The organism is Thermovenabulum sp., from assembly GCF_049701175.1.
In the GTDB taxonomy this organism is placed as follows: Bacteria; Bacillota; Thermosediminibacteria; order Thermosediminibacterales; family Thermosediminibacteraceae; genus Thermovenabulum.
Genome location: NZ_JBNATW010000042.1, coordinates 1 through 15,417, shown reverse-complemented (window position 1 = coordinate 15,417; position 15,417 = coordinate 1). Strand labels below are relative to the sequence as shown.

The 15,417-nt window shown below is 34.8% G+C and carries 17 protein-coding genes; all 17 read left to right on the top strand.

Annotated elements, in window-relative coordinates; genetic code table 11:
- Window positions 1–145: 145 nt before the first annotated feature.
- The 17 genes from dapF to spoVM all read left to right on the top strand — a co-directional run bounded on the left by dapF (window position 146) and on the right by spoVM (window position 15,312).
- Window positions 146–988: a diaminopimelate epimerase gene (dapF, locus tag ACPLVF_RS11300; protein WP_424907932.1), complete on the top strand. Its 843-nt coding sequence runs from the start codon at window positions 146–148 to the stop codon at window positions 986–988.
- A gap of 51 nt (window positions 989–1,039) precedes the next feature.
- A complete protein-coding gene (locus tag ACPLVF_RS11295; RefSeq protein WP_424907931.1) occupies window positions 1,040–2,200 on the top strand; it encodes an LL-diaminopimelate aminotransferase in 1,161 nt (386 codons plus the stop codon).
- A 21-nt stretch (window positions 2,201–2,221) separates the two neighbouring features.
- Entirely contained in the window at window positions 2,222–3,091 is an 870-nt protein-coding gene (locus tag ACPLVF_RS11290; RefSeq protein ID WP_424907930.1) for a YicC/YloC family endoribonuclease, read from the top strand.
- A 21-nt stretch (window positions 3,092–3,112) separates the two neighbouring features.
- Window positions 3,113–3,397, top strand: coding sequence for an extracellular matrix/biofilm regulator RemA (remA, locus tag ACPLVF_RS11285; protein WP_424907929.1), 285 nt, complete (start codon window positions 3,113–3,115; stop codon window positions 3,395–3,397).
- Between the two features lie 13 nt (window positions 3,398–3,410).
- Window positions 3,411–4,013, top strand: a complete 603-nt coding sequence (gmk, locus tag ACPLVF_RS11280; RefSeq protein ID WP_424907928.1) for a guanylate kinase — start codon at window positions 3,411–3,413, stop codon at window positions 4,011–4,013.
- A gap of 18 nt (window positions 4,014–4,031) precedes the next feature.
- Window positions 4,032–4,232: a DNA-directed RNA polymerase subunit omega gene (gene rpoZ, locus ACPLVF_RS11275; protein ID WP_424907927.1), complete on the top strand. Its 201-nt coding sequence runs from the start codon at window positions 4,032–4,034 to the stop codon at window positions 4,230–4,232.
- 15 nt (window positions 4,233–4,247) lie between these two features.
- A complete protein-coding gene (coaBC, locus tag ACPLVF_RS11270; protein WP_424907926.1) occupies window positions 4,248–5,447 on the top strand; it encodes a bifunctional phosphopantothenoylcysteine decarboxylase/phosphopantothenate--cysteine ligase CoaBC in 1,200 nt (399 codons plus the stop codon).
- Window positions 5,448–5,568: 121 nt separating this feature from the next.
- Entirely contained in the window at window positions 5,569–7,779 is a 2,211-nt protein-coding gene (gene priA, locus ACPLVF_RS11265; protein WP_424907925.1) for a replication restart helicase PriA, read from the top strand.
- A 27-nt stretch (window positions 7,780–7,806) separates the two neighbouring features.
- On the top strand, window positions 7,807–8,274 hold the full coding sequence (def, locus tag ACPLVF_RS11260; RefSeq protein ID WP_424907924.1) for a peptide deformylase: 468 nt from the start codon (window positions 7,807–7,809) through the stop codon (window positions 8,272–8,274).
- 2 nt (window positions 8,275–8,276) lie between these two features.
- On the top strand, window positions 8,277–9,209 hold the full coding sequence (gene fmt, locus ACPLVF_RS11255) for a methionyl-tRNA formyltransferase (protein WP_424907923.1): 933 nt from the start codon (window positions 8,277–8,279) through the stop codon (window positions 9,207–9,209).
- Window positions 9,199–10,554, top strand: a complete 1,356-nt coding sequence (gene rsmB / locus ACPLVF_RS11250) for a 16S rRNA (cytosine(967)-C(5))-methyltransferase RsmB (protein WP_424907922.1) — start codon at window positions 9,199–9,201, stop codon at window positions 10,552–10,554. Before fmt ends, rsmB begins: the two co-directional genes overlap by 11 nt.
- Window positions 10,555–10,570: 16 nt before the next feature.
- Window positions 10,571–11,611 (top strand): 23S rRNA (adenine(2503)-C(2))-methyltransferase RlmN, encoded by a 1,041-nt coding sequence (gene rlmN, locus ACPLVF_RS11245; RefSeq protein ID WP_424907921.1) that lies wholly within the window; start codon window positions 10,571–10,573, stop codon window positions 11,609–11,611.
- Window positions 11,608–12,342, top strand: coding sequence for a Stp1/IreP family PP2C-type Ser/Thr phosphatase (locus ACPLVF_RS11240; RefSeq protein ID WP_424907920.1), 735 nt, complete (start codon window positions 11,608–11,610; stop codon window positions 12,340–12,342). Before rlmN ends, ACPLVF_RS11240 begins: the two co-directional genes overlap by 4 nt.
- Window positions 12,343–12,359: 17 nt before the next feature.
- Entirely contained in the window at window positions 12,360–14,219 is a 1,860-nt protein-coding gene (gene pknB / locus ACPLVF_RS11235) for a Stk1 family PASTA domain-containing Ser/Thr kinase (RefSeq protein ID WP_424907933.1), read from the top strand.
- Between the two features lie 24 nt (window positions 14,220–14,243).
- Window positions 14,244–14,894 carry a ribulose-phosphate 3-epimerase gene (gene rpe, locus ACPLVF_RS11230; protein WP_424907919.1) on the top strand — a complete coding sequence of 217 codons (651 nt, stop codon included), beginning with the start codon at window positions 14,244–14,246 and terminating at the stop codon, window positions 14,892–14,894.
- 144 nt (window positions 14,895–15,038) lie between these two features.
- Window positions 15,039–15,206 carry a hypothetical protein gene (locus tag ACPLVF_RS11225; RefSeq protein WP_424907918.1) on the top strand — a complete coding sequence of 56 codons (168 nt, stop codon included), beginning with the start codon at window positions 15,039–15,041 and terminating at the stop codon, window positions 15,204–15,206.
- A gap of 4 nt (window positions 15,207–15,210) precedes the next feature.
- Window positions 15,211–15,312 carry a stage V sporulation protein SpoVM gene (gene spoVM, locus ACPLVF_RS11220; protein ID WP_424907917.1) on the top strand — a complete coding sequence of 34 codons (102 nt, stop codon included), beginning with the start codon at window positions 15,211–15,213 and terminating at the stop codon, window positions 15,310–15,312.
- Window positions 15,313–15,417: the final 105 nt, after the last annotated feature.

Here is a 15,417-nt window from a genome sequence, read left to right as displayed (position 1 = left end):
ATCTTGTGGTGAGATGGTGAGTTTTAAAAAAACCTAAAAATACTTGACGCGATCTAAATAAATGACAAATATTGTATTGAAAAAAATTAAATGATATAATAAATACTAACGATTTTCAGCGTAAAAAAGAGGGCGAGGGTGAAAAATGAAGTTTACAAAGATGCATGGTCTTGGAAATGATTTTATCGTAGTTGATGGTTTTAAAGAAGATATAACTCCTGTCGTGGAAAAAGCAAAATTGATTTGCGACCGTCATTTCGGTATAGGAGCTGATGGTATTTTACTTTTATTGCCTTCTGAATCAGCCGATGTAAAAATGCGGATAATAAACAGCGATGGCAGCGAGGCAACCATGTGCGGAAACGGCATCAGATGTTTTGCTATGTATGTTTATACAAGGAATATTGTGCAAAAAAGGAAAATGGAAATTGAAACCTTAGCGGGAATTATAAAACCGGAAATTATTGTTAAACATGATAAAATAGAAGCAGTAAAAGTTGATATGGGTTTTTACAGCCTTTTAAGGGAAGATATTCCGATGTTAGGAAACCCCAAAGAAGAGGCCTTAGATTTTGATTTAACTGTTGATGGAAAAGCTTTTAAGGCTACAGCTGTTTCTATGGGCAATCCCCACTGTGTAATTTTCACCGAAGATGTTGATAATGTAAATTTAGAAAATTTAGGACCAAAAATAGAACATCATCCTCTTTTTCCAAAAAGAACCAATGTCGAATTTGTAGAAGTGGTTTCCCAAAATCAACTGAAGATGAGAGTATGGGAAAGAGGTGCTGGAATAACAATGGCATGCGGCACTGGTGCTTGTGCCAGCGCTGTAGCAGCGTATAAGAAAGGGTTTGTAAAGGATGAAGTTACTGTAAATCTACCGGGAGGTGACTTATTTATACAGATTGAAGAAAATAAAAGGGTGTATATGACTGGTCCGGCTAAAGAGGTTTTTAGCGGAGAATTAGAACTTTCGTATCTTTAATTTAAGACGCCTATAAAAGCAAATCTAATAAAATTTTTGGAGGGATGAGAATTGGAACGTGCCGAACGAATAAAGAAGATACCACCATATCTTTTTGCACAAATTGATAAAAAAATAGCTGAACTTAAAAGCAAGGGTATAGATGTTATTAGCTTGGGTATAGGAGATCCTGATCTTCCTACGCCATCCAACATTGTAGAAGCTATGAAAAAAGCGATAGAGGTCAAGGAATATCACAGATATCCAGATTATGAAGGTTCTATGGAATTCAGAGAAGCAGTATCAAAATACTATAAAAATCGTTTTAACGTTACTTTAGATCCCAAAAATGAAGTAATGGCATTAATCGGGTCAAAAGAAGGGATTGCTCATATATTTTGGGCTTTTGTAAATCCTGGAGATTATGTATTGATACCTGATCCTGCTTACCCTGTATATAAGACTGCAGCGATTTTTGCAGGAGGCATACCTTACACAATGCCGCTTTTGGAAGAAAACGACTTTTTACCCGATTTTTCAAAAATTGATGAAGAAATATTAAGAAAAGCAAAGATTATGTTTTTGTGCTATCCTAACAATCCAACTGGGGCTGTAGCGGATGAAAAGTTTTTTGAAGAAGCTGTAGAAATTGCAAAAAAATATGATATAATTCTATGTCATGACAGCGCCTATGCAGAGATTACATATGACGGATACCAAGCACCCAGCATCCTTTCTATACCGGGTGCAAAGAATGTTGCGGTAGAATTTGGTTCTCTTTCAAAACCATACCGAATGACGGGTTGGAGAATTGGTTATGTAGTTGGTAATAGCGAAATAGTCCAGGGTTTAGGAATAATAAAAACTAATGTGGATTCGGGTCAATTTACTGCTATACAAAAAGCTGGAGTGGAAGCCTTATTAGGTCCTCAGGACAGCATAAAAGAAATGATTGACATTTTTAAGAAAAGAAGGGATTTGGTAGTAAATACATTGAGGGAAATAGGTTTAGATGTAAAACCTCCAAAAGGTACATTTTATATATGGGTTAAGGTTCCAGAAGGATACACTTCTGCCAGCTTTGCAGAAAAATTGATAGAAAAGGCTGCAGTTGTAGTAACCCCGGGCAATGCATATGGAGAGTATGGAGAAGGTTATGTAAGGATTTCTCTTACTACCCCCGACCATAGGTTGAATGAAGCAATGGAAAGAATTAAAAAAATAACATTTTAACACCCAAGAGGATGTGATTTAATGGCTAAAAGCATGACGGGGTATGGGAGAGGAAAATCCTCACAGGAATTTGGCTGGGAAGTTGAAATAAAAACGGTTAACCATAGATTTTTAGATATTTATATTAGGCTTCCAAAACCATGGCTTTTTTTGGAAGAGAAAATAAGAAGTTTTATAAAAGAGCGTATTTCGCGCGGGAGGGTTGATGTTTATATTAATTACTGCCCCGAAAATTTTGTTGGAGAAATTAAAACCGATGACAAGACCATTGAAGCTTTTTATTGCAAACTTTTAGAAATAAAAGAAAAAGTAGGGTTTGAGGGGCCAATAACCTTACAGCTCCTCTCCCTACTTCCTGATATTTTTAAGGTAGAAAAAAATGTAAATGACGAAGAATTATGGGTTTCCTTAAAACCTGCACTAAATGAAGCGGTAATGAATTTAGATAAAATGAGAGAGGAAGAAGGTAAAGTTTTAATAGCTGATATAGAAAAAAGGTTGGATAAAATAACGCAAAAGTTGGATGTTATAAAGTCACGGCGTGAAATAAGTTTATTAGAATATAAAAACAGGTTAGAAAAAAGGATTTCCGAATTGGTTGATAAAAATATTTTAGATAAAGAGAGGCTTGAGATGGAAGTCGCTTATTTTGCAGAAAGATCGGACATCAATGAGGAAATAGTGAGAATGGAAAGTCATATTATACAATTTAAGAGTCTTTTTGGTTTGAATGAGCCGATAGGTAAAAAAATGGATTTTATAGCTCAGGAATTGTTTAGGGAAGTAAACACCATTGCTTCCAAAAGTGCGGATTATGAAATATCAAAGCAGGTTATCGACATAAAAAGCGAGCTCGAAAAAATAAGGGAGCAGGTTCAAAATTTAGAATAATATTTCAGGAGGGAAAATTTTGTGGACATAAAGTTAGTAAATATAGGTTTTGGGAATATTGTTTCTGCCAATAGGATTATTGCAATAGTAAGCCCTGAATCAGCGCCAATAAAAAGGATTATTCAGGAAGCAAGGGACAGGGGGATGCTGATTGATGCAACTTACGGCAGGAGGACACGTGCTGTAATTATAACCGATAGCGATCATGTAATATTATCCGCCGTACAGCCAGAGACAGTTGCAAATAGATTAAGTGAAAAAGAAATTGAAGAAGATGAAATTGAAGAAGAAGATGAAGTAAAATAGGAGAGTAGAAATTATGGGCAAAAAAGGTATGCTTATTGTGTTATCAGGGCCATCGGGGGCAGGGAAAGGAACTGTCTGCAGCCGATTATTGGAAAAAAATCCCAACATTGCTCTTTCCATTTCTTATACAACTCGTACACCAAGACCTGGAGAAAAAGACGGAGTTAATTATTTTTTTACCGATAAGGAAACTTTTGAAAAAATGATTAAAGAGGGATGTTTTTTAGAGTGGGCAAATGTTTATAATAATTACTATGGAACTCCAAGAAAATTTGTTGAGGAGAGAATAAACAATGGACAAGATGTTATTTTAGAAATTGATATACAGGGAGCAAAACAGATAAGGCAAACTTGGGAAGATGCGGTTTTCATATTTATACTTCCTCCTGATTTAGAGGAGCTAAAGAGAAGAATAGAAAAAAGGGGCAGTGAAACAGAGGAATCTATGAGGCTTCGATTGATGTGTGCTTTAGAAGAGTTAAAAGCCCTGTCTTCTTATGATTATGTAATTGTCAATGATGATTTAGAAAAAGCTGTAGAAAAATTACAAGCCATTATTATAGCAGAGAAATGCAGGGTTTATAGGAATCCTGATATAATTGAAAAAATGCATTAAAAAGGGGGGAGCAGATTTATGATGTATCCGTCAATTGATTCTTTAACAAGCAAGTTTGATAGTAAATATACAATAGTAGTTGCAGCTGCAAAAAGGGCAAGGCAGTTGGTTGAAGGAGCTCCCAAATTGGTTGATGTAAAAACCACAAAACCGGTTTCTATAGCGCTTTTTGAATTAGATGCAGGAAAGATTAAAATTGAGCGAATAAAAACAAAATAAAAAGGCGGGTTAGATATGCTTAAGGGTAAATTTATTGTTTTAGGAGTTACAGGTAGCATAGCGGCTTATAAAGCCTGTGAATTGACAAGACTTTTAAAAAAAAGGGGAGCTTCTGTTCAGGTCGTAATGACTGAATCGGCCTGTAAATTTGTAGCTCCCCTTACTTTTCAAATCCTTTCTGAAAATCCTGTAATAAAGGACATGTTTAAGGAACCTTCCCATTGGGAAGTAGAGCATGTATCCCTGGCAGATAAAGCAGACTTTTTTGTTATTGCTCCATGTACGGCCAATATTTTAGCTAAACTTGCCTCGGGTATTGCTGATGATATGCTAACAACTACATTTCTCGCTACAAAAGCGAAAAAAGTAATTGTTCCAGCAATGAATGTCAATATGTATGAAAACCCTGTTACTCAACGAAATATAGAGATTTTGAAAAACTATGGTTGTCATATTATGGAACCTGAAGAAGGATTTTTAGCCTGCGGGAAAATAGGTAAAGGGAGATTTCCTGATCCTGAAGAAATTGTAGAGTATATTGAAAAAATTGCACAAATGCAAGAGGATTTAAAAGGAACAAAAATTTTAATTACAGCGGGGCCTACGAGGGAGTACATTGATCCAATTAGGTTTATTTCCAATCGTTCATCGGGGAAAATGGGTTACAAATTAGCTGAAGCGGCTTTAGAAAGGGGGGCAGAAGTCGCGCTTATTTCCGGTCCAGTCAGCCTTGAGCCTCCTCCGGATTTGCAAATATTTCATAGAGTGGAAACTGCTGTGGAAATGAAAAAGAAGGTTGATGAGCTTTTTCCTTGGGCGGATGTGGTTATAAAAGCTGCTGCTGTTTCTGATTATCGCCCTAAGTATAGGAGCGAGCATAAAATAAAAAAGTCAGAAGAGGAAGTTTTTATTGAACTTGTTAAAAATCCTGATATTTTAAAGGAACTCGGGGAAAAAAAGGGAGACAAGATCTTGGTAGGTTTTGCAGCAGAAACAGATATACCTGAGAGCAATGCAAGAGAAAAGCTTTTGAAAAAGAACCTTGATATGATAGTTTTAAATGATGTCACAAAACAAGGCGCTGGTTTTGAAGTTGATACAAACATAGTAAAAATATTATATAGAGATGGAAGGATAGAAGAATTTCCGCTATTGAGCAAAAAAGAAGTTGCCCATTTAATTTTAGATAGGATAAAAGCCTTATTGAAATGTTAAAAACAAGGTGTGCCTAAATACCGCCTGCTGGGAAAGGGCACACCTGAAAAAAAGGCGGAATATAAATAGCCCAGCCTCAAACAAGTGCTTTTTTGCACTGTTTGGGATACCGGGTAAGAGCTTGGGGAAAATTGTCCAGGTAGCAGTAGATGTAAAACATCCTAAGGTAAAAGGAGAGTACTCTTACCTTGTTCCAGAAGAGATTATTAACAATATAAAAATTGGAAGCAGGGTGGTTGTGCCTTTCCGCAATAAGAAAAGGCAGGGTTTTGTTGTAGATTTTATAGAGGAAGAATTTTTAGATGAAAAAATAAGGGGCAAATTAAAAAGCATAATAGAAGTTGATGAAGTTGCCCTACCTAAAGAAATGGTAGAACTTTCCAAGAGTCTTTCAGAATACTATGGGGCTTTTTTAATAGATTTTTTAAAGCTGATGTTTCCTGCTAAAAGTGGAATAAGAAAAACAGTTGTATATAAAGTAAATAAGGATTTTAAAAACGACCTAAAATCGCAAAATCAAAAATTAATTTATCAGCATTTGTTACAAAAAGACTACACATCAATAGAAGAAATCTCAAAAGAAACAGGATTGGCCAAAGAAAAAGTAAGGGCAGTGTTAGAGGCACTTTATAAAAAAAATGCGGTTTTTAAAGAATATAGAGCAGTGAATAAAGCCAAGATAAAATATTCTCTCGAATATAATGCCGAAAAAGATAAAATTTTTCTTTCACCAGAACAGGAGAATGCAGTAAAAATTATCTTAAAAAATTTGGAGGGTGAAAAAAAACCGGTTCTTTTATTTGGGGTTACCGGAAGCGGAAAAACGGAAGTTTATTTGAGGATAATTGAAAAAGTGATTTTAAGCGGGAAGGGTGCTATTTTTTTAGTTCCCGAGATCTCTTTAACGCCTCAAATGGTAGATATTTTCCAAAATAGATTTCCGGGTAATATTGCAATTTTGCACAGTGGTTTGTCTGAAGGAGAGAAATTTGATGAATGGTTGAGAATAGCAAAAGGCGAAGTTAATATTGTAATTGGGGCTCGATCCGCAATTTTTGCTCCTGTGAAAAATTTAGGCGTTATTGTGATAGATGAGGAACATGAAACTTCTTACAAACAATCCGAATACCCTTTTTACGATGCGAGGATTGTAGCAAGATTAAGAGCAAAAAAGGAAAATGCCTTATTAATTTTTGGAAGTGCAACCCCTTCTTTAGAAAGTATTTATGAAGCAAAAAAGGGAAATTTCTTATTGGTAAAAATGAGAAAAAGAGTAAATAATAAGCCTTTGCCTGTATTCGAAATCATTGATATGAGACAGGAGCTGAAAAGCGGTAATAAAAGCATTTTCAGCCGCAGGTTGGTTGAGGAACTACAACATACCATATCAAGAAAAGAACAAGCTATACTTTTCCTAAATAGGAGGGGATATTCAACTTTTGTATTGTGCAAAGACTGCGGGTTTGTTGCTAAATGCCCCCATTGCGACATTTCATTAATTTATCACTTGGAAGATAAAACCTTGCGGTGTCATTACTGTGATTACAGGGAAGCAACTTTAGAAATTTGCCCTAAATGCCAGGGAAGTAAGATAGGTTATTATGGAAGCGGCACTGAGAAAATTGAAGAAGAAATAAAAAAACTAATTCCCGAAATTATACCGGTAAGAATAGATGCTGATGTTTTGTCTAAAAAAGGGGTTTTATTAAAAGAAAAACTATTGGAATTCAAAACAGGCAGGGCTAATGTCTTAATAGGAACTCAAACTATAACAAAGGGCCTTGATTTTCCAAATGTTTCTTTAATAGGGATTTTATTAGCTGACGTTACTTTAAACATTCCAGATTTTAGAGCAGGTGAAAGAACCTTTCAGCTTATTACCCAAGTAGCTGGGAGGGCAGGAAGGGGCAAAACCAATGGGAAAGTAATTGTTCAAACCTTTTGCCCAGAATCTTTCGTAATAGATTCAGCTGTAAGGTATGACATAAATAATTTTATCAAACAAGAACTAAAAATCAGAAGGGAATTCAATTATCCACCTTTTTGTCATCTTCTGAATATAACCTTTTCAGGAAAGGATAAATTTTATATAGAGGAATTTTCTAAAAAAACATATTTTACACTAAAAAAATGCCTTGAGGGGGATGTGGAGTTTTTAGGTCCAATCCCTGCTTTAAGGCATAAAATAAAAGATAATTTCAGGTACAACCTTTTACTTAAGAGTAAAAAATATATGCCTTTGATTTTGGCTCAGAAAAAACTAAAAGATATTTCACTGCAGGAAGAGAAGGTTAATATTTCGTGGGATTTGGATCCTTATGATCTCCTGTAGTGAAGGTAATATTGAAGGAGGCTTACCATGGCGTACAGAGAAATTCGCAAATTGGGAGATGAGGTTTTAAGGAAAAAAGCTCTGGAGGTTACTGTATTTGACAATAGGCTTAAGATGCTTATTGAGGATATGGTAGAAACTATGAAAAAGGCAAATGGCATAGGGCTTGCTGCACCGCAGGTAGGAATTCTAAAAAGGGTTGTGGTAATTGACATTGGAGAAGGGCTTTATACTTTTGTGAATCCAGAGATTATAGAAATGAGTGGAGAAATTATTGATATAGAAGGGTGTTTGAGTATACCTGGAGTTTATGGGGAGGTGGCTCGCCCAAAAAAACTGAAAGTGAAAGCACAGGATGAGAAGGGGTTAAGTTTTGAAATAGAGGCAGAGGGTTTATTTGCAAGGGCTATTTGCCATGAGGTTGACCATTTAAACGGTGTTTTATTTATTGATAAAGCAAAAAATATAATTGAGGAAAAAAAGGATGAGGCATAATTATGAAAATAGTTTTTATGGGTACTCCTTCTTTTGCTGTGCCTTCATTAAAAGTTTTAATTGAAAATAATTATGATGTGATAGCAGTAGTTACGCAAAAAGATAAGCCTAAAGGGCGTAAACAACTAATTACACCGCCAGAAGTTAAAGTAGAGGCGTTAAAATATGGAATTCCTGTTTTTCAGCCTGAAAAGGTTAGACAAGAGGACTTTATAAGAGAATTGGAAGAATTAAGACCTGACCTTATTGTGGTAGTTGCCTTTGGGCAGATACTTCCAGTAAGGGTTTTAAAAATACCTTTTATAGGTTGTATTAATGTCCACGCGTCCCTTCTTCCCAAATACCGGGGAGCTGCACCTATACAGTGGGCGATAATTAACGGTGAAGAAGAAACGGGCGTTACTACAATGTGGATGGATGAGGGCATGGATACGGGCGATATTTTTATGCAAGAAAGGATAAAAATAAAGGAGTATTGGACCAGTGAAGACTTAGCCCTTGAGCTTTCTAAAATTGGAGCTGAACTTTTATTAAAAAGTATAAAGGAGATTGAAAAAGGAAATATTTTAAAAATTCCTCAAAACAATGCAGAGGCTACTTATGCCCCAATTCTAAAAAAGGAGCACGGATTAATATCTTGGGGTAAGAGTGCAAAAGAAATATATAATTTAATCAGAGGAACTTATCCTTGGCCTGGCGCTTATACTTACTTAAAAGGACAGGAAGTAAAGATATGGAAAGCCCGATACATGGAGGACTTAAGCGGAGGACCGGGTAAAATAATAAAAATCGTAAAAAATGAAGGAATCCTTGTCGGTACAGGTAATGGAGCTTTATTAATAACTGAGATTCAGGCATCCGGTGGCAAGAGAATGAAAGCCTTTGATTATGTATTAGGGCATCCTCTTTCAGAAGGTGATGAGTTTGGAAAATGAAAAACATAAGGTAAATCCCCGCGAACTTGCCCTTCAGGTGCTTTTAAAAGTGGAAAAGGGATCATATTCCAATTTAGAATTAAATGCTCAATTTAAAAAGGGTATAGACCCGCAGGACAAAAACCTTGCAGCAGAATTGGTATATGGAGTTATAAAAAACCGAATTCGTATAGATTATATTATCTCTAAAATTTCAAATACGTCGATAAACAAATTGGATGATTTTATTTTGAATATTTTGCGCATAGGGGTTTATCAAATAATATTTCTTGATAAAATACCTCCTTATGCTGCCGTCAGTGAATCGGTAAACCTTGCAAAAAAATATAGAAAATTTTCGGCGAGTTTTGTTAATGCTGTTTTGAGAAATATTATAAGAAAGCTTGGTGAAATTGAATACCCTGATGAAAAAAATGAGCCTGAAAGGTTTTTAAGTGTGTACTATTCCTTCCCAAGATGGATGGTGACGAGATGGGTTGAACTTTTTGGATTTGAGTTTACAAAACAACTTTTACAGGCCTTGAACGAAAAACCAAAACTTTGCGTGAGGGTAAATACTTTAAAGATTGGGATAGAGGAATTGCAGAAAATACTTATAGAAGAAGGGTATGAAGTAAGCAAAGGACTTTACCTTGAAGAAGCAATATATTTTTCAAAAGCTCAGGATTTTGCAGAGTCTGAAAATTTTAAAAAAGGTTATTTTCAGCCTCAAGATGAGGGTTCTCTTTTGGTTGTAAGGGCTTTGGGAGTTCAAAAAAATGATAAAGTTTTGGATGCTGCGGCAGCTCCGGGAGGAAAAACTACGTATATTGCACAGATAATGGAAAATAAAGGAGAGATAGTAGCTTGGGATTTACATCCGCATCGATTGGAGCTTATTAATAAACTTTGCGAAAGGTTAGGGGTTACAATTGTTAAAACAGAACAAAAAGATGCAGGAGAACTTGATGAAAAATTAATTGGTTATTTTGACAGGGTTTTATTGGATGCTCCCTGTAGTGGATTAGGAGTCATTAGAAGAAAGCCAGATATAAAGTGGTCAAAGAAGGCTGAAGATATTCTTTCTTTAAGAAGCGAACAACAAAAATTGTTAAAAACCTGTTCCAATTACGTAAAACCCGGAGGTATAATTGTTTACAGTACATGCACCATAGAACCTCTTGAAAATGAGGATGTGATTTATTCTTTTTTGTCGGAAAATAAAAATTTTCAGCTTGATGATTTGAAACCTTTTTTGCCCGAAAAGTTGCATAAATATATAAAGGATAAAGGCATGCTGCAGACTTATCCAAATATTCATGGGATAGATGGTTTTTTCATTGCGAGGATAAAAAGAATTGAATAATTGGAGGATTTACTTTATGGATAAAAAAAATCTCAAAGCAATGGATTTAAACGAGCTGACTGATTATATCAAGAACATAGGGGAAAAGGAATTTCGGGCAAAGCAGATATTTAGGTGGATTTATAAAGGTGTTTCTAATTTTGAAATGATGAGCGATCTTCCAAAAAATCTTATTTCCAAGTTAAAAGAAGATGCATATATAGGTGAAATCAAAATCATAAAAAGGGTGGATTCAAAAAAAGATAATACTTCAAAGTTTCTTTTCCTTTTAGAGGACGGAAACATTATAGAAAGTGTAAAAATGGAATACAGCTATGGCACAAGTGTTTGTGTTTCGAGCCAAGTAGGATGTGCTATGGGATGTGCTTTTTGCGCTTCAACCATAGGAGGGCTGGTTAGGAGCTTAGAGGCTTGGGAAATGGCTGATCAGGTTCTACAGATAGAAAAACAAATAAATAAAAAGGTAGGGCACGTGGTAGTTATGGGTAGCGGGGAACCTCTTTTAAATTATAGGGAATTGATTAAGTTTTTAAAGATATTAAATGATCCTCTTGCATTTAACATAAGTTATAGGAAAATTACAGTTTCTACTTGCGGCGTGGTGCCAAAGATTTATAAGCTTGCTGAAGAAAATATACCTATTACCCTTTCGATTTCTCTACATGCTCCTTTTGATGATTTGAGAGATGAATTGGTGCCGATTAATAAAAAATATAATATTACCCAATTGCTTGAAGCCTGCAAGTTTTATATAATGAAAACAAAAAGGCGAATAAGCTTTGAATACATTCTAATTTCAGGAGTTAATGATAGTGAAAGATGTGCTAAAAAACTTGTAAGCCTTTTAAAAGGGATGCTCTGCCATGTTAACCTAATTCCTTTGAACCCTGTTAAAGAAAAATTATACGAAAGAAGCGATCCGAGGGAAATAAAAAGATTTGAGAACATTTTAAGGGAAAACAATATTCCGGTAACTGTTAGAGCAGAAATGGGTGCAGATATAGATGCAGCATGTGGCCAGCTGAGGAGGAGTTTCTTAAAAGAGGTGGAAGGATGATTTTTTCAGGGAAAACAGATAAAGGAAGGCTAAGACCAAATAACGAAGATGCTTTTTTTATGCCAGGAAATTTAGAAGAACCCTTGATTTTTATAGTAGCTGATGGAATGGGCGGTCATAACGGTGGGGAAGTTGCAAGCCAAATAGCAGTAGAAGAAATATCCTCCTATATTTATAGAAATAGAGAAAAATTTAATGAAGAAGAGGAAATCAAAAAAATAATAAGAGAGGCTATTTACCATGCAAATCAAAAAATATTGGAGAAAGCATCTTCGGATATAGAGTGCTCAGGTATGGGCACTACTTCTACTTTGGCAGTTGTATTTTGCAATAAACTTTATATTGGGCATATCGGAGACTGCAGGCTTTATCTAATCAGAGGTGAAAATATCACTCAACTTACAAAAGATCACTCCTTAGTTTGGGAACTGATGGAGCAGGGCAAGATCAATTTTGAAGAGATGAAACTACATCCTATGAAACATATAATTACAAAGGCTTTGGGTATACAAGATTGTCCTGAACCGGATATTTTAACCCTTTTTTTAGAAAAAGGTGATATAATAATAATTTGCAGTGATGGATTAACCGCAATGCTCTCTGATATGGAAATAAAGGATATAGCATTAAAGTATAAAAATCCTGAAACCATATCTCAAATCCTTGTGGATTTAGCAAACGATAGAGGCGGATACGATAATGTAACTGTTGTGACTATTTTAGTCGATTAAATGGAGATGATAGGTTGATGTTAGGTAGAAAATTGGGTAATAGATATTTAATTTTAGAAGAAATCGGCGGGGGCGGCATGGCTATAGTTTATAAAGCCAAATGCACCCTGTTAAATAGATTGGTTGCGGTTAAAGTATTGAGGCCAGAGTTTTCTAATGATGATGAGTTTGTATTGAGGTTTAGGCGAGAAGCTCAAGCGGCAGCAAGTTTATCACATCCCAATATAGTAAGTATTTATGATGTAGGAAAAGAGGACGCAGTACATTATATAGTTATGGAATATGTTGAGGGGAAAACATTAAAACAGATAATAAAAGAGGAAGGTTCATTACCTGCGCCTTTGGTTTTAGAAATTGCAAAGCAAATATGTGATGCAATAGAATGTGCCCATAAAAATAAAATAATTCACAGAGATATAAAACCTCATAATGTAATAATTACTCCAGAAGGTAGGGTGAAGGTTACTGATTTTGGTATAGCTCGTGCTATAAATTGTTCTACAATTACCAATAGCGGAGGGATGGTAGGTTCGGTTCACTACTTTTCTCCTGAACAAGCAAAAGGGGATTTTACCGATGAACGATCTGATATATATTCCTTTGGAGTTCTTTTATATGAGGCTTTTACAGGAAGGCTTCCCTTTACAGGAGAAAGTCCTGTATCTATTGCTTTAAAACATTTACAAGAAAAGCCTACTTCGATTTCAAAAATATTGCCGGGTTTTCCCTATTATATAGAGGAAATAGTAAATAAATGCTTAGAAAAACTGCCTGGTGATAGATATCAGACCATTACTGAGTTGAAAAAGGACATAATTAAAGCTCAAAAGAAATTAGAAGAAACCGGCTATATAGTGCCCGAAGCGGAAAAAACGTTGATTTTTAAAGGTACTGAGGAAGGAGAAAAAATTAAAGAAAGTTTAAAAACTTTTAGGAAAAAAAGGAATTATTTTCGCGGTATTTTAATATTTATTGGGCTAATTGTTTTATTTATTGCTTTTTCCTATCTTGGTATGTATATAGCAAAGCAGTATTTTGATGTCCCTGAGGTAACTGTACCTAATGTAATAGGCTTAACAGAAGAAGAGGCGGCAAAAAAACTTGCTGAAAAGAATTTAAAGTATGAAGTAACTGAGAGGGTATTTTCTAATGCGCCAGTAGGGCAGGTTGTAGATCAGGAACCAAAAGGGGGAGAAGTTGTAAAAATTAATCATCCTCCAATAAGCCTTGTAATAAGCAAAGGGCCTCGAACTTTTCAGGTACCAGCGTTAATAGGGCTTACAGAAACCGAAGCAATAAACCTCATCACTTCTTCAAATTTTAAAGTAGGGCAGATTCAGCGTGTAAATTCGTCTGAATATCCTCAAGGAGTTGTTATTGATCAAAATCCAAGAGAGGGATTATTATTGCCTGAAAACACCGAAATAAATATTACTATAAGCTTAGGGCCTGAAGCCCAAAAGGTTATTGTGCCTTATTTAATAGGTAAGAGTTTGGATGAAGCTCGAAAAGAGATTCTTTCTGATAATTTGACCATTGGGAAAGTTGAATATAAACAATCAGAATTTGATAAAGATATTGTATCTGACCAATATCCAAAACCGGGAACGGAAGTAGATAATGGTACGCCTGTTAATCTTACGATAAGTTCGGGTAAGGAAGAAACTAAAAAATTCAATTTATCAATACCCCTTCCACAAAAGGAAGGAGAATTTACAGTTAAGGTAGTGGTATCTGATAAAAACGGTAAGAGGACTGTATATGAGAGTAAGCACACTTCAAAGGATAGCCCACTTCTTGTACCTATAGAAGGTACAGGAACGATTGATATAGAAGTATGGATTGAAGGTGAATTGTGGTATAAAAGCAGTTTTTAAGGCCTTAAAAAAGGAGGAATATTTTTGGCTAAGGTAGCTCCCTCAATATTATCAGCAGATTTTGCTAATTTGGAAAAAGAAGTTAAAAAAGTTGAAGCTTTCGGCGTAGATTTTATTCATATAGATGTTATGGATGGCCATTTTGTGCCTAATATTACTATGGGTCCTTGTGTAATAGAAAGTTTGAGGAAGGTCACAAGTATCCCCTTTGATGTTCACCTTATGATTGAAAAACCAGAAAAATATATTAAAGATTTTGCTAGTGTAGGGGCAGACCTTATTACAATTCACTGCGAAGCTACTTGTCATATTCACAGGGCGTTACAAGAAGTAAAAAAATATGGGGTAAAGGTTGGCGTTGCCCTTAATCCTGCTACACCTCTTTGTTTTATTGAAAATATTCTTGAAGAAGTGGATTTAGTCCTAATAATGTCTGTGAATCCGGGTTTTGGTGGTCAAAACTTTATAAGAAGTTCATTGAAAAAGATTTCTTCTCTAAAAAAAATTATATTGGAAAATAATTACAATATAAAAATAGAAGTTGATGGGGGTATAAATGAAAATAATGCTGTAGAAATTGTCAAGGCAGGAGCTGATATCCTCGTGGCTGGTTCTGCAATTTACAAAAGTGAGAATCCTGGTGATATAATTAAAAAATTAAAAATGATAAATTAAAATAAATTTAAATATTATTTCATAAGAATGATTAAAATTTCCCCGGAAATAATTTTCCGGGGGTTTTTTGTGTCAGATAGAATAGTAGCTGAATATAATATATTGTACTGGATACATAAACTGTAGAAACCCGGGGGTGATCGGGTGACATGGAACTTTAAATTTAAGTATTTCAGGTTCAAGAAGATTATAGGCTATATTACTGTTGGTTTTGGTATTTCCCTTTTTATTGTTTTTCTTCCTCACTGGATTTGGATGTTATTCTTTGGAGCACTATTAATATGGTTTGGCATTAATGTCATAAATAATTAAATAAATGTGGGGGGATAAAATGAGAATTTATGTCATAAAGCTTCCTAAAAGGATAGGTAGTATAGTAAAAAAAGTAATAAAGATTTTCTCAAGGGATAAATCTTAAAATTTTGAAAATGTAAAAATCAACTATAATAAAAATTAATAATAGATAAGTAAAAAAAAAAAAAAAAAAAAAAAAAAAAAAAAAAAAAAAAAAAAAAAAAAAAAA

Excerpts from the sequence above, each read along its gene's own strand:
- coaBC (WP_424907926.1), top strand. The coding sequence starts at position 4,248 with ATGCTTAAGGGTAAATTTATTGTTTTAGGAGTTACAGGTAGCATAGCG.
- def (WP_424907924.1), top strand. The coding sequence starts at position 7,807 with ATGGCGTACAGAGAAATTCGCAAATTGGGAGATGAGGTTTTAAGGAAA.
- ACPLVF_RS11240 (WP_424907920.1), top strand. The coding sequence starts at position 11,608 with ATGATTTTTTCAGGGAAAACAGATAAAGGAAGGCTAAGACCAAATAAC.
- ACPLVF_RS11290 (WP_424907930.1), top strand. The coding sequence starts at position 2,222 with ATGGCTAAAAGCATGACGGGGTATGGGAGAGGAAAATCCTCACAGGAA.
- rpoZ (WP_424907927.1), top strand. The coding sequence starts at position 4,032 with ATGATGTATCCGTCAATTGATTCTTTAACAAGCAAGTTTGATAGTAAA.
- pknB (WP_424907933.1), top strand. The coding sequence starts at position 12,360 with ATGTTAGGTAGAAAATTGGGTAATAGATATTTAATTTTAGAAGAAATC.
- gmk (WP_424907928.1), top strand. The coding sequence starts at position 3,411 with ATGGGCAAAAAAGGTATGCTTATTGTGTTATCAGGGCCATCGGGGGCA.
- fmt (WP_424907923.1), top strand. The coding sequence starts at position 8,277 with ATGAAAATAGTTTTTATGGGTACTCCTTCTTTTGCTGTGCCTTCATTA.
- spoVM (WP_424907917.1), top strand. The coding sequence starts at position 15,211 with ATGTGGGGGGATAAAATGAGAATTTATGTCATAAAGCTTCCTAAAAGG.
- dapF (WP_424907932.1), top strand. The coding sequence starts at position 146 with ATGAAGTTTACAAAGATGCATGGTCTTGGAAATGATTTTATCGTAGTT.
- rlmN (WP_424907921.1), top strand. The coding sequence starts at position 10,571 with ATGGATAAAAAAAATCTCAAAGCAATGGATTTAAACGAGCTGACTGAT.